Source organism: Achromobacter animicus, assembly GCF_040775605.1.
Taxonomy (GTDB): Bacteria; Pseudomonadota; Gammaproteobacteria; order Burkholderiales; family Burkholderiaceae_B; genus Achromobacter; species Achromobacter animicus.
Window position 1 is genome coordinate 5,363,138 of the sequence record NZ_JAYGJK010000001.1, and the last position, 17,187, is coordinate 5,380,324.

Consider the following 17,187-nt stretch of genomic DNA (forward strand, 5'->3'; position numbering starts at 1 on the left):
CCGGCGATGAACGCGCTTTGACTATACGAAGACGGCCGTCAACCGCGAAGTGTCATATCGGCAGCCCCGCCATCGCGAATGGCGACGGCGGGTTCCGACGGCGGGTTCCGACGACGGGTTCCGGCGGCGGGTTCCGGCGACGGGAGGCGCCGCCGCCAACCGTCAGCCCTGCTGCGCCAAAAACCTGACCAGTTTGCTGGCGGTCGCCGACAACTGCGCCTGATTCGGAAACACGATGCAAAGCTGCCGCCGCGCCCACGCATCGGAAAGGGGACGCACCACCACGTCCAGCGCCTGCAGATACAGCTCCGCGACCTGCTGCGGCATCACGGCAATGCCCAGACCGGCATGCGTCATCCGGCACAGCGCGTCCAGGCTGGCCACGCGGATCTTCACCGACAACGTCTTGCCCAGCGCCGCGGCCCGCGCCGCCAGCAGCTGCGTCAACGCGCTGTTCTCGCGCAGGCCGACGAAGGTCTCGTCGGCAATGTCCTGCAGGCTAAGCTGGCGCGCCGACGCCTTGGGATGATTGGACGGCAGCATGACGGCAAGCCGGTCGCGGCGGTAAGGCAGCTGTTCCAGCCCATCGGCGCCCGCCATCTGGTTGCAGATCCCGAAGTCGGCCGCCCGCTCGCGCACCAGGCGCAGGACATCCGGGCTGTGCTGCTCTTCCAGGTCGATGTCCACATCGGGAAACAGGCGCTGAAACGCCGCCACGTCCTCGGGCAGGAACTGCACGATGGCCGACAGGTTGGCCACCACCCGCACGTGCCCTTTCACGCCCTCGTAGAAGCGCGACAGCTCCGCCCCCATCGCCTCGACGTCGCCGATGATCTGCCGCGCGTGGCGCAGGACGGTCTGCCCGGCGGGTGTCACCGAGACGCCGCGGGTGTGCCGGGCGATCAGCGGCAGGCCGATCAGCGCTTCCATGTCGGCGATGCGCCGGCTGACGGCGGAAGGCGCGATGAACTCGCGCTCGGCCGCCCGCGCGATGCTGTTCTCCTGGCAGACCGCCACAAAGAGGCGCAGCGAAGTCAGGTCGAGTTTGCGGAGGATGCTTTCCATGGCGGATCCAGCGGGCGGCGGGGACCGGCCCCGCATTGACGGGGGATCGTATACCACGCTCCCGCAGCGCCAGCATGGCCGGGCGGCTCACGGCGCGGGGCCAGGTCGTCTCGCTAGCGCGGTCAGGCCGCAGCTGCGCGCGGTCGACCCGTCCGCCAGCTCAGGCCGCCAACCGCGCTTTGCCTGCGCGATACCGCTCCCACAACGCCGCCTGTTTGCTGCGCGCCTGCTCCACGCTCTTTTCCTTCACATGCCCATACCCGCGGATCGCATCCGGCACGTTGGCCAGTGCCAGCGCCGCGTCGCGGTTGCCGTCGTCCAGCGTACGGGCGAACTCCTCGGCCAGCGCCAGATAATCCGCCGCAAGCTGACGCTCCATGCGGCGCTCGGCCGTCCTGCCGAATACGTCCAGCCACGTGCCGCGCACGCGCTTCATCGGCGCGAACAATCGGAACGCCGTTTCCATCCACGCCCCATACGCGCGCTTCTGCGGACGGCCCCGCGCGTCGCGGCGCGCCAACGCCGGCGGCGCCAGGTAGTAGCGCAGCGTGTAGTCGCGGCCCGGCTCGCCTTCGAACTGCGCGCGCAGCCGGTCCTTGAACGCGGGGTCGGCATGCAGGCGCGCCACCTCGTACTCGTCCTTGTAGGTCATGAGCTTGGCCAGATTGCGGGCCACGGCGCGCGTGACCTCGTGACGCTTGTCGCCCAGCGCGGCTTCGCGGGTGCGCACCGCCGCCACGGCCGCCAGATAGCGCTGCGCGTACGCGTCGTCCTGGTAATCGCGCACATGCGCCGCCAGCCGGTTGACCAGCGCATCCAGGGTTTCAGGCAGCGCCACCACCCGCTCGGCCACCGCCGGGCGCAGCGCGTCGGCGCCGCGATGCGCGGCCTGACGGCCCAGTTCGAAGGCGGCCAGGTTCTTGTCCACCGACACGCCGTTGATCTCGATCGCGCGGCGCAGGCTGTCCAGCGACAGCGGCAGGCCGCCCTTCTGCCACGCATAGCCCAACAGCAGCGGATTGGCGTAGATGCTGTCGCCCAGCAGGGCTTCGGCCAGCGGGCCGGCCTCCAGGAAGTCGACATGGCCACCGGTGCTCTGCGTCAGCGCGGCCTGCGCCTGCGCCCCCGGAAAACGCCAGGCCGGCTGCGACAGGAACGCGGCGGTCGGCGCGGCGCTGCTGTTGACCACCGCGCGGCCATGATCGGGCCGCAGGCGCGACAGCACCTCGGGCGACGCCGACACCAGCGCATCGCAACCGATGACCAGATCCGCCTCGCCCAGCGCGACGCGCGTGGCGTGCAGGTCTTCGGGCCGGTTGGCCAGCTGGACGTGGCTGAGCACCGCGCCGCCCTTCTGCGCCAGCCCGGCCATGTCCAGCACGGTCACGCCCTTGCCCTCGATGTGCGCGGCCGCGCCGATCAGCGCGCCAACCGTCACCACACCCGTGCCGCCCACGCCCGCGACCACCACGCGATACGCGGCGCCCGGCGCAATATCGGCGCGCTCGGGCAGCGGGGCCTCGGCCAGCGCGGGCGCGCCGCCCTGCTTGCCGGGCTTGCGCGGCACCGCGCCTTCGGCCGTCACGAAGCTGGGGCAGAAGCCCTCGACGCACGAGAAGTCCTTGTTGCACGACGACTGGATGATGCGCCGCTTCGTGCCCAGCGGCGTATCCAGCGGTTCGACCGACAGGCAGTTCGACTGCACCGAGCAATCGCCGCAGCCTTCGCAGACCGCTTCGTTGATGAAGGCGCGCTTGGCCGGGTCGGGATAGTCCCCGCGCTTGCGGCGGCGGCGCTTTTCGGTCGCGCAGGTCTGGTCGTAGATCAGCACGGTGGCGCCGTCGATGTCGCGCAGCGCGCGCTGCACCTCGTCCAGCGCCTTCCGGTAGTGGACCTCGATGCCGGCCGGCAAGGTCAACGCGCCCGTGTATTTATCGGGCTCGTCCGTCACCACCACCGTCTTGACGATGCCTTCGGCCAGCATCTGCGCCGCAATCTGCGGCACGGTCAGCACGCCGTCCACGGGCTGCCCGCCCGTCATGGCGACGGCGTCGTTGTAGAGGATCTTGTAGGTGATGCGCGCACGCGCCGCGATGGCCGCGCGAATGGCCAGCAGGCCCGAATGAAAATACGTGCCGTCGCCCAGGTTGGCGAAGATGTGGCGCTCGGACGTGAAGTCCTTCTGGCCCAGCCACGCCACGCCCTCCCCGCCCATCTGGCTGAAGGTGTCGGTATTGCGGTCCATCCACATCGCCATGTAGTGGCAGCCGATGCCGGCGACCGCGCGCGACCCTTCCGGCACGCGGGTCGAGGTGTTGTGCGGACAGCCGGAACAGAACCAGGGCTTGCGCTCTTCGACCAGCGTGGGGCGGCTGGCCTCGCGTTCTTTCGCGTCGATCACGGCCAGGCGCGCCGCGATGCGGGCGCGCAGTGCGTCGGACAGATCGGCTTTTTCGAGGCGCGCGGCGATGGCGCGGGCGATCAGCGCGGGCGACAGCTCGTAGCGCGCCGGCAGCAGCCATCCGCCGCGCGGCGTAGACCATTCGCCGCCGCCGTTCTCGCGTTCGTCGAACTTGCCGAACACGCGCGGGCGCACGTCGTCGCGCCAGTTGTAGAGTTCTTCCTTCAGCGCGTACTCCAGGATCTGGCGCTTTTCCTCGACAACCAGAATTTCCTTGAGCCCGGTGGCGAACTCGCGCGCGTCCTGCGCGTCCAGCGGCCAGATGCAACCCACCTTCAGCACGCGGATGCCGGCCTGCGCACAGGCCGCCTCGTCCAGCCCCAGGTCGTTCAGCGCCTGTCGTACGTCCAGATACGCCTTGCCGGCCGTCATGATGCCGAAGTGGGCATTGGGCGAATCCAGCACCACGCGGTTCAGCTTGTTGGCGCGCACATAGGCCAGCGCCGCGTACCACTTGTGGTCCAGCAGCCGCGCCTCCTGCGCCAGCGGCGAATCGGGCCAGCGGATGTTCAGGCCGCCCGGCGGCATGCCGTCTTCGGGCAGCACGATCTGCAAGCGCGACGGGTCCACGTCGACCGAGGCGCTGGATTCCACCACATCCGTCACGCACTTCATTGCCACCCACAGACCGGTGTGCCGGCTCATGGCCCAGCCGTGCAGGCCGTAGTCCAGGTACTCCTGCACGTTGGAGGGGTACAGCACCGGAATGCCGCTGGCGATCAGCACGTGTTCCGACTGGTGCGCCACCGACGACGACTTGGCGGCGTGGTCGTCGCCCGCCAGCATCAGGACCCCGCCGTGCGCGGACGTGCCGGCCGAATTGGCGTGCTTGAGCACGTCCACCGACCTGTCCACACCCGGCCCCTTGCCGTACCACATGCCAAAGACGCCATCGCGCTGCGCGCCGGGAAACAGATTGAGCTGCTGCGATCCCCAAACTGCAGTTGCCGCCAGGTCTTCGTTCAGACCGGGCTGAAACACCACGTCGTTCGCCTTCAGATGGCGCTTGGCCTTCCACAGCGCCTGGTCCAGACCGCCCAGCGGCGAGCCCCGGTAACCGGAGACATAGCCCGCCGTGTTCAGGCCGGCCTGCTGGTCGCGCTGCTTCTGCATCAGCGGCAGGCGCACCAGCGCCTGCGTGCCGCTGAGGTACACGCGGCCGGTGGGCTGCGCGTATTTGTCGTCCAGCGACAGGCCATGGGTGTCGGCCACGCCGGGGGGTAGTGGGGCGTTCATGGGGTTGTCTCCTGCAATCTGCGGTGCGGGCATTTACGTGTTTTCCGCAGTGTAGGAAGGCGCGCAGCCATCGTATATTCATATATTCGACTAGCTGGTATGTGAAAAACACATGGCTAATGAAGTCACGCTCCGCCAACTCCGGTACTTCGCCGCCGCCGCCCGCACCGGGCGGTTTTCCATGGCGGCGGCCGACGAACATGTGTCCCAATCGGCGGTCACCAATGCCGTGCTGGCGCTGGAGGCGCAACTGGGCGTGCGCCTGTTCGACCGCCATGCGCACGGGGTGACGCTGACGCCCGAGGGCCACAACTTCCACCAGCGCGCGCGCGACGTGCTCGATTCGCTGGATGACGCACTGCGCGAGCCGGGGTTTCAGCGCTATGCGCTGCGCGGCTCGGTGCGCATCGCGGCCTCATATACGGTGCTGGGGTACTTTCTGCCCGATTTACTGGCGCGCTTTCGGCGGCGCTATCCCGACGTGGTGCTGGACCTGGTCGACCTGGACCGCCACGAAATCGAACAGGCCGTGGCCAGCGGCGACGTGGAATTGGGCGTGGCGCTGCTGTCCAACGTCGACAAACGCGAGCGCTTCGGCCATCACGTGCTGGTGCGATCGCGGCGCCAGTTGTGGACGGCGGCGGGCCATCCGCTGACGCAGGCGGCCGCGCCCGCGCTGGCCGACATTGCGCGCTATCCGTACATCCTGCTGGAAATGGACGAAGGTGAACGTTCCACGCTGAGCTATTGGCGCAGCCACGGCCTGCAGCCGGACATTGCTTTCAGGACGCGGTCGATGGAAGCGCTGCGGGGGCTGGTCGCGCATGGCTTTGGCATCACGATGCTGTCGGACATGGTCTACCGTCCCTGGTCACTTGAAGGCCGCAAGATCGAAGCGGTGCCCATCACCGACGCCGTGCCGCCGATGGAAGCCGGTCTGTTGTGGCATCCGCGCGCGGCCATGGCCAAGCCGGCCGAGGCTTTCCGGCAATTCATGATCTATGCGTGCGGAGGGTGACGCCGGCCCGCAGCCCGGCTGACCGCTTTCCGCCTACACCAGCACCGCGCCCTTGCGGCGCGTGAACTGCGCCAGCGACCGCAGCGCCAGCGCGTGCATCGCAGCCACCGACGGCAGCAGCGTCTCTTCCTTGCGTGTCAGCACGCCGACGATGCGCTCGACCACGGGCTCCACCAGCGGCACGAAAGCCAGCCCGCTGCCCGCCGCGGGCCGCGCCAGCACCGGCAGCACCGTCACGCCCAGGCCGCCTACCACGCTGGCCAACAGCGACGCCCGGTTGGACACCACGATCGCCGGGTCGTCGATGCCGCTGCCGAGTTGACGGTTCTTCAGCGTTTCGAAGGTGGCGTTGCCGATCAGGCGTTCGTCGGCCAGCGCCGCCCACGTCACCGGACCGCGCCGCCGTGCGAGCGGGTGGGTTTTCTTGCAGACCAGCCCGAACGCATCGCGCGCCACCGGGGTGAAGGCCACCTCGGCCGTGCGCGGGGATTGTCCAGCCACGCCCACCTGCACCTCTCCCGACAGCACCAGCCGGTGCACCTCGGGCGACGTTTCGTCCAGTGCGCGGATGCGGACATCGGGATGGCTGCGCGCATAGCGTTCCAGCAGGCGGGGCAGCCATTCGTCGGCCAGCGACGGCATGACGGCCAGCGCCACGGGGCCCTGGCTGCCCATGCCGAACTGCCGCGCCGCATCCAGCACGCGGTCATGCGTGGCCAGCAGCTCGCGGAACAGCGGCGCCACCGCCTGGCCCAGCGCCGTCAGCTGGGCGCGCTTGCCGGGTTCGAAGAGCGGCGCACCCAACTGCTGCTCCAAGTCCTGCATGGCGGCGGACACGGCCGCCTGCGACCGGAACGTGCCCTGCGCGGCGACACGAAAACTGCCGTGCTCGGCGGCCATCAGGAACTGGCGCAGGTGCTGGATTTTCAGAGGGGTGGGCATGACGGGCGCCGGGCCAAATTCGGATTTTCTGAAGTTAGCTCACGTTAATTTGAATTGTCAAAAACGCGCTTCGAGCCGAACAATGGACTCGTCATTCATCCCCAGCTTTCGGAGCAGCGCGTATGTCACTGCAAGTGCGCAAGGTAGTCAGTTACGTCGAGAAAACCCTCATCGAAGGCGGCCGCGCAGCCGAACGCCCGCTGGTGATGATCGTGGCCGCCGCCGTGATCCGCAATCCGTGGGCCGGCCTGCCGTTCCAGGAAGACCTGCGGCCCGGCATCCTGGAAGCCGCGCCGCCGCTGGGCGAACTCTTGGTCAGCGAGATCCTGCGCCAGGCCGGATCGGCGGACAACATCGAGGCCTACGGCAAGGCCGCCGTGGTGGGCACTGCCGGCGAGGTCGAACACGCGTCCGCGCTGATCCACACGCTGCGTTTCGGCAACTTCTACCGCAACGCGGTGGGCGGCACCAGCTATCTCAGCTTCACCAACATGCGCGGCGGTCCCGGCTGCGTGATCTCGGTGCCGCTGATGCACAAGCTGGACGAGGGCCTGCGCTCGCACTACCTGACGGTGCAGACCACCATCAACGACGCGCCGGCGCCGGACGAGATCGTGATCGCGCTGGGCGCGGCCACCTCAGGCCGTCCGCATCACCGCATCGGCAACCGCTATTCGGACCTGAAGGAACTGGAACAGGAAGCGCAGGAGGCGCGCGCAAAATGAATACGCAACGGCGGCGCACCGGCCGCGGCGAACCTTTGGTCCTGCTGCACGGCGTCGGCCTGGACCACACGCTGTGGGACGATCTGGCGCCTTTGCTGGAGCCGGATTTCGACGTGCTGCGCTATGACCTGCTGGGCCACGGCGCCGCGCCCGCGTTGCGCGGCCAGGCGGACATTCAGGACTTCATTGCGCAACTGGACGCGGAACTGGACGCCGTGGGCTGGCAACAGGCCACCGTGCTGGGTTATTCCATGGGCGGCCTGATCGCGGGGGCCTATGCGGCGGCCCGCCCCGAGCGCGTCAGCCGGCTGGTGCTGCTGAGCACCGTGTTTCGCCGCACGCAAGAAGAAGCCGCGGCGGTGCGCGCCCGGCTGGCGTCGGCCGCCACACAGGACCCGCAGGAGGCCGCCAAGGTGTCCTTGACGCGCTGGTTCACCCCGGCGTTTCAAGCGGCGCGGCCCGCGCGCGTGGCGCAGATCGAACAGCGCCTGCTGGACAACGACCGCGAGAGCTTCCTGTCCGCCTACGCGCTGTTCGCGCTGGGTGATCCGCTGCTGGCGCAGGCCGCGCCGGACATCGCCTGCCCTGTGCTGGTCATGACGGGCGAGAACGATGTCGGCTCCAACCCGCGCATGACGCGGGAGCTGGCGCGCGCGCTGCCTCGGGCGTGCGCTCGCGTGGCGCCCGAACAGCGTCATATGCTGCCGGTAGAGGAACCCGGCACGGTGGCGGCCGCGCTGCGCAGCTTTGTGTCGGCGCATCCGGCGCAGACGCAAACCACGCTGACGAATTCAACGCAGGCGGATTCAACGCAGGCGAACTCGGCGCAACCGGGTTCAGCGCCAACGCATTCCGCAAAGGCGTAGCTGACGACACCGCATCAACCGCAATCCCCAGAACCCGAAATCGTCCGCCCTGACAGAGACGATGCGCGACACCCCGCCACGATGCGGGGACGGAGACAAAACACATGGACCGCAGAACCCTCATCAAAACCCTCGCGGCAATGTCGCTGGCCCCGCTGGGCGCCACCGCCACCCGCCTGGCCGTCGCGCGCGAACAGCCCCTGCGCGTGATCGTGCCCTTCCCGCCGGGCGGCGGCACCGACGTGCTGGGCCGCGTCATCGCGGCGTCGCTGGAAGGCGCGCTGGAGCGCTCGGTCATCGTCGAGAACAAACCCGGCGCCAGCGGCATGCTGGGCGCGGACTACACGGCCAATGGCGCCAAGGACGGCAGCATGCTGCTGTTTGCCGGCCTGGTCCCGTCGGTGCGCTACTACGCCCGGCCGCCCGAAGATGTGCTGAAACAGTTGGCCCCCGTCTGCCCCATCGCGCGGTCGCCTTACATGGTGGCGGTCAACAGCGACCTGCCGGCCAAGACGATCGCCGAACTGGTGGCGCAGGCCCGGCGCGAGCCCAAAGGGCTGACCTTCGGCACCCCGGGCAACGCGACGCCTCAGCACCTGGCCACCGAACTGCTGCAGGCCGCGTGCGGCATCGAGATGCTGCACGTGCCGTATCGCGGCACCGGCCCGATGATGACCGACCTGCTGGGCGGCCAGATCCAGGTGGTGGTGGCCACCGTCGCCGCGGTCGAGCCTTACCTGAAGAGCGGCCGCCTGCGCGTGCTGGCCGTGACCAGCCCGCAGCGCCTGCCCAAATACCCGGACATTCCCACCGTTGCCGAAAGCGGCTTTGCGGGATTTTCGGCGCAGATCCAGTTCGGCACTTACTGCGCGGCGGGAACGCCCGAGGCGACGGTTGCGGCCTTGAACCAGGGCATCAACCGCGCCCTGAAAACCGAGTCCGTGCACGCCAAGCTGGCTGAGCAAGGTTTCGAGCCTACCGGTGGCACGCCCGCGCAGTTGCAGGACGCGTTGCTGGCAGAGATCCGGGATGTCGCCGGGCTGGTGCAGTCGGGCAAGGTGCGGGTGGATCTGTAGGCCGTAGCAAGCCGACTTAAGGGGGATTCGGGGCCGGAACGCGGGGCCAGATTGCTGGGCCGGATTGCTGGGCCGGATTGCTGGGCCGGATTGCAGAGCCGGATTTGGAACCCCGGGATGCCGGCTGCCGGGGCCGCGCGACTGCTGGATAACCAGCATTTACAGCGGCGTCTCCGCTTGGGCATGCTGCCCGTTGATCCGGCGCAGATCGGGCAAACCTGGAGACGACATGCCCAGTCAGGAATCCCTGCACTCCGCCCATATCCGCGAAATCGAACAGGTCGGCCAGGGCCTGCCCACGCAGCGAGACGCGCATGTCGTGCGCAGCTGGTTGCGCTGCCTGGATCAGTACCGCCTCGACCCGGCCCACGCCTGCGAGGCCTACATCGTGCCGGACGGCCGCCTGCGTGAACACCGCCAGCAATCCGAAGCCCTGATCGCCATCGCCCGCAGCGGGCTGGATCACCTGTTCCGGCAGGTGGCCGGCCAGAACTACGTGCTGCTGCTGGCCGACCGGCAAGGCGTCACCGTGGAATTCCTGGGCGATGCCCAGCAGACCGCCCAACTGCGCAAGGCCGGGCTGTATCTGGGGTCGGAATGGTCCGAGCAGCGCGCCGGCACCTGCGCCGTCGGCGCCTGCCTGGAAACGGGCGAAGCGCTCACCATTCACCAGACCGATCACTTCGACAACACGCACACGCCGCTGTCCTGCACCGCCGCGCCCATCTACAGCGCCGACGGCGAGCTGGCCGCCGTGCTGGACATCTCGCTACTCAGTTCGCCCAGCCTGAAGGCCAGCCAGAATCTGGCGCTGCATCTGGTCAACAGCACCACGCGGCGCATCGAGCTGGCCAACCTGATGGCGCGCACGCGCAACGAATGGGTGCTGCGCTTTGCCCGCTCGCCGGAATTCCTGGATGTGGATCCGGAAGCCGCGATTTCGCTGGACGGGGCCGGCCGCGTGCTCGGCATGACGCATAGCGGCGCCAAGCTGCTGGCACGCGCCGCCGGGCTGGACTGGCGCAATCCGCATGACCTGATCGGCCTGCCGGTGACGCGCTTTTTCGACGTGCAGCTGGACGATCTGCCGCAGTACACGCGCGGCCGCGCGCCGCAGGACCGGCTGATCGTCGCGCGTGACGGCGACGCCCTCTTTGCCCACGCCATCGAACCCAACCGCCGGCCGCGCGGCGCCACCGTGGCGGTGCGCGAGGCGCCCTCGGCGCTGCGCGGCCTGGACGGCGGCGACGACCGCATGGCCGCGCTGCTGGTGCGCGCCGCCAAGCTGGCGCGGCAGGGCCTGCCCATGCTGCTGCAGGGCGAAACCGGCGTCGGCAAGGAGTACCTTGCGCGCGCCATCCACGATGAAAGCCGCCGCGCTGGCCGCTTCGTCGCCGTCAATTGCGCCGCCATCCCCGAATCACTGATCGAAAGCGAGTTGTTCGGTTACCTGCCGGGCGCCTACACCGGCGCCGCCCCCAAGGGCCGCAAGGGTCTCATCGAGGAGGCCGACGGCGGCACCCTCTTTCTGGACGAGATCGGCGACATGCCGCTGGCGCTGCAAAGCCGCCTGCTGCGCGTGTTGGCGGAATCCGAGGTCACGCCGATCGGCGCCAATGCGCCGCGCGCGCTGCGCCTGTCGCTGGTGTCGGCGTCGCACCGCGACCTGGGCGCGCTGGTGCGCGAGGGGCGCTTTCGTGAAGACCTGTACTACCGCATCAACGCCGCCGCGCTCACCGTGCCGCCGCTGCGCGAACGCCAGGACCTGGACTGGCTGATCGCGCGCATGCTGGCGCGGCACCAGGACGAATCCGGCGCGCCCGCGCTGTCGCCTGCCGCGTTGATTGCGCTGAAAGCCCACGCGTGGCCAGGCAACATTCGTGAACTGGCCAACGTCATTGCGGTGGCTGCCGCGCTATGCGAACACGGCGTCATCCAGCCGCACGACCTGCCCGACACACTGGCGCTGGCGGCAGCGCCAGCGGCTGGCAGCCCCGAGGAAGCCGCGCTGCGCGCCACGCTGGCCAGCTGCGCGGGCAACGTATCGGAAGCGGCGCGTCGCATGGGCGTGGACCGTTCCACCGTGCATCGCCAGATGCGGCGCTACGGATTGGCCTCGCGCCGCTGACGCCGCAGCGTTGCGAGGTTCGCGCGGGGTTGCGCCACGGGGTTGCTCCATGGGATTGCGCGACAGCGTGGCGCCACAGCGTCGCGCCACAGGTGTGGCATCGCGCCACACCCCCACTCCCGCCTCGACCCGCGCGCGCCGGGGCTTCCCCCGTCCGACTCACCTGGCATGGCATTTGCATGTTCCTGATCGGCGACCACCTTCCGACACAGGACGGGGCCGCCGCCGGATCGCCGGATCGCCGGATCGCCGGATCGCCGGACCGCCGGACCGCCGGACCGCCGGCCGCCGGACCGTGCGTCCGCCACGACAACGACCGCCCACCCCGGGCAAGGAGACATGACATGCCGATCGACCACGCCGCCGACGCCGCCTTGGACGCGTTGCTTACGCAGCTGAACACTGCGCTGGGCAACAAGGACATCGACGCCGTCGCCCGGATGTTCCAGGACGAATGCTATTGGCGCGACCTGGTGCTGTTTTCCTGGAACCTGCGCACGCTCGAAGGCCAGGACCAGATCCGCGACATGCTGGAACATCAGTTGCAACAGGTCGAGCCGGTGCGCTTCACCCGCGACGAGGCCGAGGCGACCACCGACGAAGGCGGCCTGCTGCAGGGCTGGTTCCGCGTCGATACGAATCTCGCGCGCGGCTACGGCCACATCCGGGTCAAGGACGGCAAGATCTGGACGCTGCTCACCACCATGTCGGAACTGAAGGGCCACGAAGAACCGAGCGGCGTGCGCCGGCCCATGGGCGCCCAGCACGGCCACAGCCGCGAACGCCAGACCTGGCTGGAAAAACGCGAGCGCGAAGCCGCCGAGCTGGGCTACGAGACGCAGCCCTACGTGCTGATCATCGGCGGCGGCCAGGGCGGCATCGCGCTGGGCGCGCGTCTGCGCCAACTCGACGTGCCCACGCTCATCCTCGAAAAGAACGAGCGCGCCGGCGACAGCTGGAGGAAGCGCTACAAGTCGCTTTGCCTGCACGACCCGGTCTGGTACGACCACCTGCCCTACATCCCCTTCCCCGAAAACTGGCCCGTCTTCGCGCCCAAGGACAAGATCGGCGACTGGCTGGAGATGTACACGAAGGTGATGGAGCTGAACTACTGGACCTCCACCGTCTGCGAGTCGGCACGCTACGACGAGGACAAAGAGGAATGGGAGGTCCACGTCGTGCGCGAGGGCAAGCCCGTGGTGCTGCGGCCCAAGCAGCTCGTGCTGGCCACCGGCATGTCGGGCAAGCCCAACGTGCCCAGCTTTCCGGGGCAGGACGAATTCCAGGGCGAGCAGCAGCATTCCTCGCGCCACCCCGGCCCGGACGCCTACCGCGGCAAGAACGTCGTCGTCATCGGCGCCAACAATTCGGCCCACGACATCTGCGCGGCGTTGTGGGAAGGCGGCGCCAACGTCACGATGGTGCAGCGATCGTCCACCCACATCGTGCGCTCCGAGACGCTGATGGACATCGGGCTGGGCGGGCTGTATTCCGAGCAGGCGCTGGCCAATGGCATGACCACGCGCAAGGCCGACCTGACCTTCGCGTCGGTGCCCTACAAGATCCTGGCGCAATTCCAGATCCCGCTCTACGAGCAGATGCGCGAGCGCGACGCCGAGTTCTACCAGAAGCTGGAAGCCGCGGGCTTCATGCTGGATTGGGGCGACGACGGCTCGGGCCTCTTCATGAAATACCTGCGGCGCGGCTCGGGCTATTACATCGACGTGGGCGCATGCGATCTCATCATCGACGGCAGCATCAAGCTGCAATCGCGCACCGACGTCAGCCGGCTCACGCGCGACGCCGTCGTGCTGACCAACGGCGTCACCCTGCCCGCCGACTTGGTGGTCTACGCCACCGGGTACGGCTCGATGAACGGCTGGGCGGCGGACCTGATCAGTCCCGAGGTCGCGGACAAAGTTGGCAAGTGCTGGGGATTGGGGTCGGCCACCACCAAGGACCCGGGACCGTGGGAAGGCGAACAGCGCAACATGTGGAAGCCCACGCAGCAGGAGGGCCTGTGGTTTCACGGCGGCAACCTGCACCAGTCGCGCCATTACTCGCAGTATCTGTCCCTGCAATTGAAGGCCCGCCACGCCGGCCTCCCCGTGCAGGTATACGGAATGCAGGAGGTGCACCACAAGCGGTAGGCGCTGGGGCCACGGGGCACGCGGGCGGCCGGCGGCCCTTGCGCCCGCCCCCGCCCGGGGAGTAAATTGTTGACACTTCGACGCGTTACCCACGCGTTTTTCCGCGTATCACCCCAAAAACGGATCGAATTGTCGACACCATGAGCAAAGTGCTCACCCTGCCGGGCACGCCGCCCCCCGATGGCGAAACCCTGTCGGACCACATCTTCCGCAAGATCCAGTCCGCCATCGTCAAGGGCGAGATCGCCCCGGGCAGCAAGATCTCCGAACCCGAACTGGCGCGCATCCACGGGGTCAGCCGCGGTCCGCTGCGCGAGGCCCTGCACCGGCTGGAAGGCCAGAAGCTGCTGGTGCGCGTGCCGCACGCCGGCGCGCGCGTCGTGTCCCTGTCGATCCAGGAACTGGTCGAACTCTACGAAATCCGCGAATCGCTGGAAGGCACCGCCTGCCGCCTGGCCGCCGACCGCATGCCGCCGTCGGAAATCGACGAGCTGCGCGGCGTGCTGGAAGCGCACGAACGCGACGAAGCCTTCCAGGCCGGGCTGGGCTATTACCAGCAGGAAGGGGACTACGATTTCCACTACCGCATCGTCAAAGGCAGCGGCAATCAGATGCTGTTCCGCATGCTGTGCGACGAGCTCTATCAATTGGCGCGCATGTACCGCATCCAGTACTCGACGACGCCCAACCGCCCGCGGCAGGCCTATGCCGAGCACCACCGCATTCTGGACGCCATCGCCGACGGCGATGGCGAACTGGCAGAACTTCTGATGCGCCGGCACATCCGCGCATCCCGCATCAACATCGAACAACAGATCGCGCAAAGCACCCAACAGCGCACGGAGGCATGATGAACAAGTCGTACCGCAAGAACCTGCCCGGCACCCGCCTGGACTACTTCGACGCCCGCGCGGCCGTCGAGGCCATCGCGCCCGGCGCGTATGACGGCCTGCCCTACACGTCCCGCGTCCTGGCCGAAAACCTGGTGCGCCGCTGCGATCCCGCGCTGCTGACCGACGCGCTCAAGCAGTTGATCGAACGCCGCCGCGACCTGGACTTTCCGTGGTTTCCCGCGCGCGTGGTCTGTCATGACATCCTGGGTCAGACCGCGCTGGTGGACCTGGCGGGCCTGCGCGACGCCATCGCCGACAAGGGCGGCGACCCGGCCAAGGTCAACCCCGTGGTGCCGGTGCAGTTGATCGTGGACCACTCGCTGGCGGTGGAATACGACGGCAACGACCCGGACGCCTTCGCCAAGAACCGCGCGGTGGAAGACCGCCGCAACGAAGACCGCTTCCATTTCATCGACTGGACCAAGCAGGCCTTCGAGAACATCGAGGTCGTGCCGCCGGGCAACGGCATCATGCACCAGATCAACCTGGAGCGGATGTCGCCGGTGATCTACACGCAGGACGGCGTGGCCTTCCCCGACACGCTGGTCGGCACCGACAGCCACACGCCGCACGTGGACGCGCTGGGCGTCATCGCCATCGGCGTGGGCGGCCTGGAAGCCGAGAACGTCATGCTGGGCCGCGCATCCTGGATGCGCCTGCCCGACATCGTCGGCGTCGAACTGTCCGGCCGCGCGCAGCCCGGCATCACCGCCACCGACATCGTGCTGACCCTGACCGAATTCCTGCGCAAGGAAAAGGTGGTGGGCGCGTACCTGGAGTTCTACGGCGAAGGCGCGTCCAGCCTGACGCTGGGCGATCGCGCCACCATCTCGAACATGGCGCCGGAATATGGCGCCACGGCGGCGATGTTCTCCATTGACCAGCAGACCATCGACTATCTGCGCCTGACCGGCCGCGAGGACGACCAGATCGCGCTGGTGGAAAACTACGCCAAGACCGCGGGCCTGTGGTCCGACAGCCTGAAGACGGCGCAGTACGAACGCGTGCTGCGCTTTGACCTGTCCACCGTCGTGCGCACGCTGGCCGGCCCGTCCAACCCGCATCGCCGCCTGCCGGTGTCCGACCTGGCCGAACGCGGCATCGCCGGCGTGGTCGAGAACCAGCCGGGCCTGATGCCCGACGGCGCCGTCATCATTGCCGCCATCACCAGCTGCACCAACACCAGCAACCCGCGCAACGTGATCGCCGCGGGCCTGTTGGCGCGCAACGCCAACCGCGCGGGCCTTGTGCGCAAGCCGTGGGTCAAGAGCTCGCTGGCGCCGGGATCCAAGGCCGTGCAGCTCTATCTGGAAGAAGCCGGCCTCACGCACGAACTGGAACAACTGGGCTTTGGCGTTGTGGCGTTTGCCTGTACCACGTGCAACGGCATGTCCGGCGCGCTGGACCCGAAGATCCAGCAGGAAATCATCGACCGCGATCTGTACGCGACCGCCGTGCTGTCCGGCAACCGCAACTTCGACGGCCGCATCCACCCGTACGCCAAGCAGGCCTTCCTGGCCTCGCCGCCGCTGGTTGTGGCCTACGCCATTGCCGGCACCATCCGCTTCGACATCGAGCGCGACGTCCTGGGCGTGGCCGCCGATGGTCGCGAGATCCGCCTGAAGGACATCTGGCCCAGCGACGAAGAGATCGACGCCATGGTCAAGTCGGCGGTCAAGCCCGAGCAGTTCCGCAAGGTCTACGCCCCCATGTTCGGCATCAAAGACGACCGCCAAACGGCCGTCAGCCCGCTGTACGACTGGCGCCCGCAAAGCACGTACATCCGCCGCCCGCCGTACTGGGAAGGCGCGCTGGCCGGCGAGCGCACGCTGCGCGGCATGCTGCCGCTGGCCGTTCTGGGCGACAACATCACCACCGACCACCTGTCGCCGTCCAACGCCATCCTGATGGACAGCGCCGCGGGCGAATACCTGCACAAAATGGGCCTGCCCGAAGAAGACTTCAACTCGTACGCCACGCACCGCGGCGACCACCTGACCGCGCAGCGCGCCACGTTCGCCAACCCCAAGCTCTTCAACGAGATGGTCAAGAACGCCGACGGCTCGGTGCAGCAAGGTTCGCTGGCGCGCGTGGAACCGGAAGGCCAGGTCATGCGCATGTGGGAGGCCATCGAGACCTACATGGACCGCAAGCAGCCGCTCATCATCGTGGCCGGCGCCGATTACGGCCAAGGCTCGTCGCGCGACTGGGCCGCCAAGGGCGTGCGCCTGGCCGGCGTGGAAGCCATCGTGGCCGAAGGCTTCGAGCGCATCCACCGCACCAACCTGATCGGCATGGGCGTGCTGCCGCTGGAATTCAAGCCGGGCGTCGACCGCAAGACGCTGGCTCTTGACGGCACCGAAAGCTACGACGTCATCGGCGAGCGCAAGCCGCGCGCGGACCTGACGCTGGTGATTCACCGCCGCAACGGCAGCACCGAACAGGTGCCGGTGACCTGCCGCCTGGACACCGCCGAAGAAGTGTCCATCTACGAAGCCGGCGGCGTGCTGCAGCGCTTTGCCCAGGATTTCCTGGAAGCCGCCTCGGCGACGGACGCCGGCAAGCTGGCCTGACCGGCCGTTGTACCGAACGGCGGGCGTGTGCAGCGCCCGCCGCCCTACTCCGAT

At 68.4% G+C, this 17,187-nt stretch carries 11 protein-coding genes; 8 read left to right on the forward strand and 3 right to left on the reverse strand.

Annotated elements, in window-relative coordinates; translation table 11 throughout:
* Window positions 1-162: 162 nt before the first annotated feature.
* Together AB3147_RS24545 and AB3147_RS24550 are read right to left on the reverse strand one after the other, a co-directional pair.
* A complete protein-coding gene (locus AB3147_RS24545) occupies window positions 163-1,065 on the reverse strand; it encodes a LysR substrate-binding domain-containing protein (RefSeq protein ID WP_367353207.1) in 903 nt (300 codons plus the stop codon).
* Window positions 1,066-1,225: 160 nt separating this feature from the next.
* Window positions 1,226-4,762 (reverse strand): indolepyruvate ferredoxin oxidoreductase family protein, encoded by a 3,537-nt coding sequence (locus AB3147_RS24550; RefSeq protein ID WP_367353208.1) that lies wholly within the window; start codon window positions 4,760-4,762, stop codon window positions 1,226-1,228.
* Window positions 4,763-4,874: 112 nt separating this feature from the next.
* Here AB3147_RS24550 and AB3147_RS24555 point away from each other — a divergent pair, with 112 nt between their 5' ends.
* Window positions 4,875-5,780, forward strand: coding sequence for a LysR family transcriptional regulator (locus tag AB3147_RS24555; protein WP_367353209.1), 906 nt, complete (start codon window positions 4,875-4,877; stop codon window positions 5,778-5,780).
* Between the two features lie 33 nt (window positions 5,781-5,813).
* Here AB3147_RS24555 and AB3147_RS24560 read toward each other — a convergent pair whose 3' ends face one another.
* Complete coding sequence (locus AB3147_RS24560) at window positions 5,814-6,722, reverse strand: LysR family transcriptional regulator (protein WP_367353210.1); 909 nt, start codon at window positions 6,720-6,722, stop codon at window positions 5,814-5,816.
* Between the two features lie 122 nt (window positions 6,723-6,844).
* On the opposite strand from AB3147_RS24560, the gene AB3147_RS24565 reads away from it, so the two are divergent.
* The 7 genes from AB3147_RS24565 (at window position 6,845) to acnD (ending at window position 17,133) form a co-directional block, all read left to right on the forward strand.
* Window positions 6,845-7,447 (forward strand): amino acid synthesis family protein, encoded by a 603-nt coding sequence (locus AB3147_RS24565; RefSeq protein WP_175122426.1) that lies wholly within the window; start codon window positions 6,845-6,847, stop codon window positions 7,445-7,447.
* On the forward strand, window positions 7,444-8,313 hold the full coding sequence (locus tag AB3147_RS24570; RefSeq protein ID WP_367353211.1) for an alpha/beta fold hydrolase: 870 nt from the start codon (window positions 7,444-7,446) through the stop codon (window positions 8,311-8,313). The genes AB3147_RS24565 and AB3147_RS24570 overlap by 4 nt, the downstream gene beginning before the upstream one ends.
* 104 nt (window positions 8,314-8,417) lie before the next feature.
* The gene (locus tag AB3147_RS24575; RefSeq protein ID WP_175137862.1) at window positions 8,418-9,389 is read left to right on the forward strand and encodes a Bug family tripartite tricarboxylate transporter substrate binding protein; all 972 of its coding nucleotides are present in this window, start codon (window positions 8,418-8,420) and stop codon (window positions 9,387-9,389) included.
* 229 nt (window positions 9,390-9,618) lie between these two features.
* Entirely contained in the window at window positions 9,619-11,517 is a 1,899-nt protein-coding gene (locus AB3147_RS24580) for a sigma-54-dependent Fis family transcriptional regulator (RefSeq protein WP_367353212.1), read from the forward strand.
* 344 nt (window positions 11,518-11,861) lie between these two features.
* Window positions 11,862-13,667 (forward strand): NAD(P)/FAD-dependent oxidoreductase, encoded by a 1,806-nt coding sequence (locus AB3147_RS24585; protein ID WP_367353213.1) that lies wholly within the window; start codon window positions 11,862-11,864, stop codon window positions 13,665-13,667.
* Between the two features lie 140 nt (window positions 13,668-13,807).
* Window positions 13,808-14,518 carry a GntR family transcriptional regulator gene (locus tag AB3147_RS24590; RefSeq protein ID WP_175122421.1) on the forward strand — a complete coding sequence of 237 codons (711 nt, stop codon included), beginning with the start codon at window positions 13,808-13,810 and terminating at the stop codon, window positions 14,516-14,518.
* The gene (gene acnD, locus AB3147_RS24595) at window positions 14,518-17,133 is read left to right on the forward strand and encodes a Fe/S-dependent 2-methylisocitrate dehydratase AcnD (RefSeq protein WP_286939651.1); all 2,616 of its coding nucleotides are present in this window, start codon (window positions 14,518-14,520) and stop codon (window positions 17,131-17,133) included. Before AB3147_RS24590 ends, acnD begins: the two co-directional genes overlap by 1 nt.
* The last annotated feature ends 54 nt before the right edge of the window (window positions 17,134-17,187 follow it).

Excerpts from the sequence above, each read along its gene's own strand:
- AB3147_RS24545 (WP_367353207.1), bottom strand. The coding sequence starts at position 1,065 with ATGGAAAGCATCCTCCGCAAACTCGACCTGACTTCGCTGCGCCTCTTT.
- AB3147_RS24550 (WP_367353208.1), bottom strand. The coding sequence starts at position 4,762 with ATGAACGCCCCACTACCCCCCGGCGTGGCCGACACCCATGGCCTGTCG.
- AB3147_RS24555 (WP_367353209.1), top strand. The coding sequence starts at position 4,875 with ATGGCTAATGAAGTCACGCTCCGCCAACTCCGGTACTTCGCCGCCGCC.
- AB3147_RS24560 (WP_367353210.1), bottom strand. The coding sequence starts at position 6,722 with ATGCCCACCCCTCTGAAAATCCAGCACCTGCGCCAGTTCCTGATGGCC.
- AB3147_RS24565 (WP_175122426.1), top strand. The coding sequence starts at position 6,845 with ATGTCACTGCAAGTGCGCAAGGTAGTCAGTTACGTCGAGAAAACCCTC.
- AB3147_RS24570 (WP_367353211.1), top strand. The coding sequence starts at position 7,444 with ATGAATACGCAACGGCGGCGCACCGGCCGCGGCGAACCTTTGGTCCTG.
- AB3147_RS24575 (WP_175137862.1), top strand. The coding sequence starts at position 8,418 with ATGGACCGCAGAACCCTCATCAAAACCCTCGCGGCAATGTCGCTGGCC.
- AB3147_RS24580 (WP_367353212.1), top strand. The coding sequence starts at position 9,619 with ATGCCCAGTCAGGAATCCCTGCACTCCGCCCATATCCGCGAAATCGAA.
- AB3147_RS24585 (WP_367353213.1), top strand. The coding sequence starts at position 11,862 with ATGCCGATCGACCACGCCGCCGACGCCGCCTTGGACGCGTTGCTTACG.
- AB3147_RS24590 (WP_175122421.1), top strand. The coding sequence starts at position 13,808 with ATGAGCAAAGTGCTCACCCTGCCGGGCACGCCGCCCCCCGATGGCGAA.
- acnD (WP_286939651.1), top strand. The coding sequence starts at position 14,518 with ATGAACAAGTCGTACCGCAAGAACCTGCCCGGCACCCGCCTGGACTAC.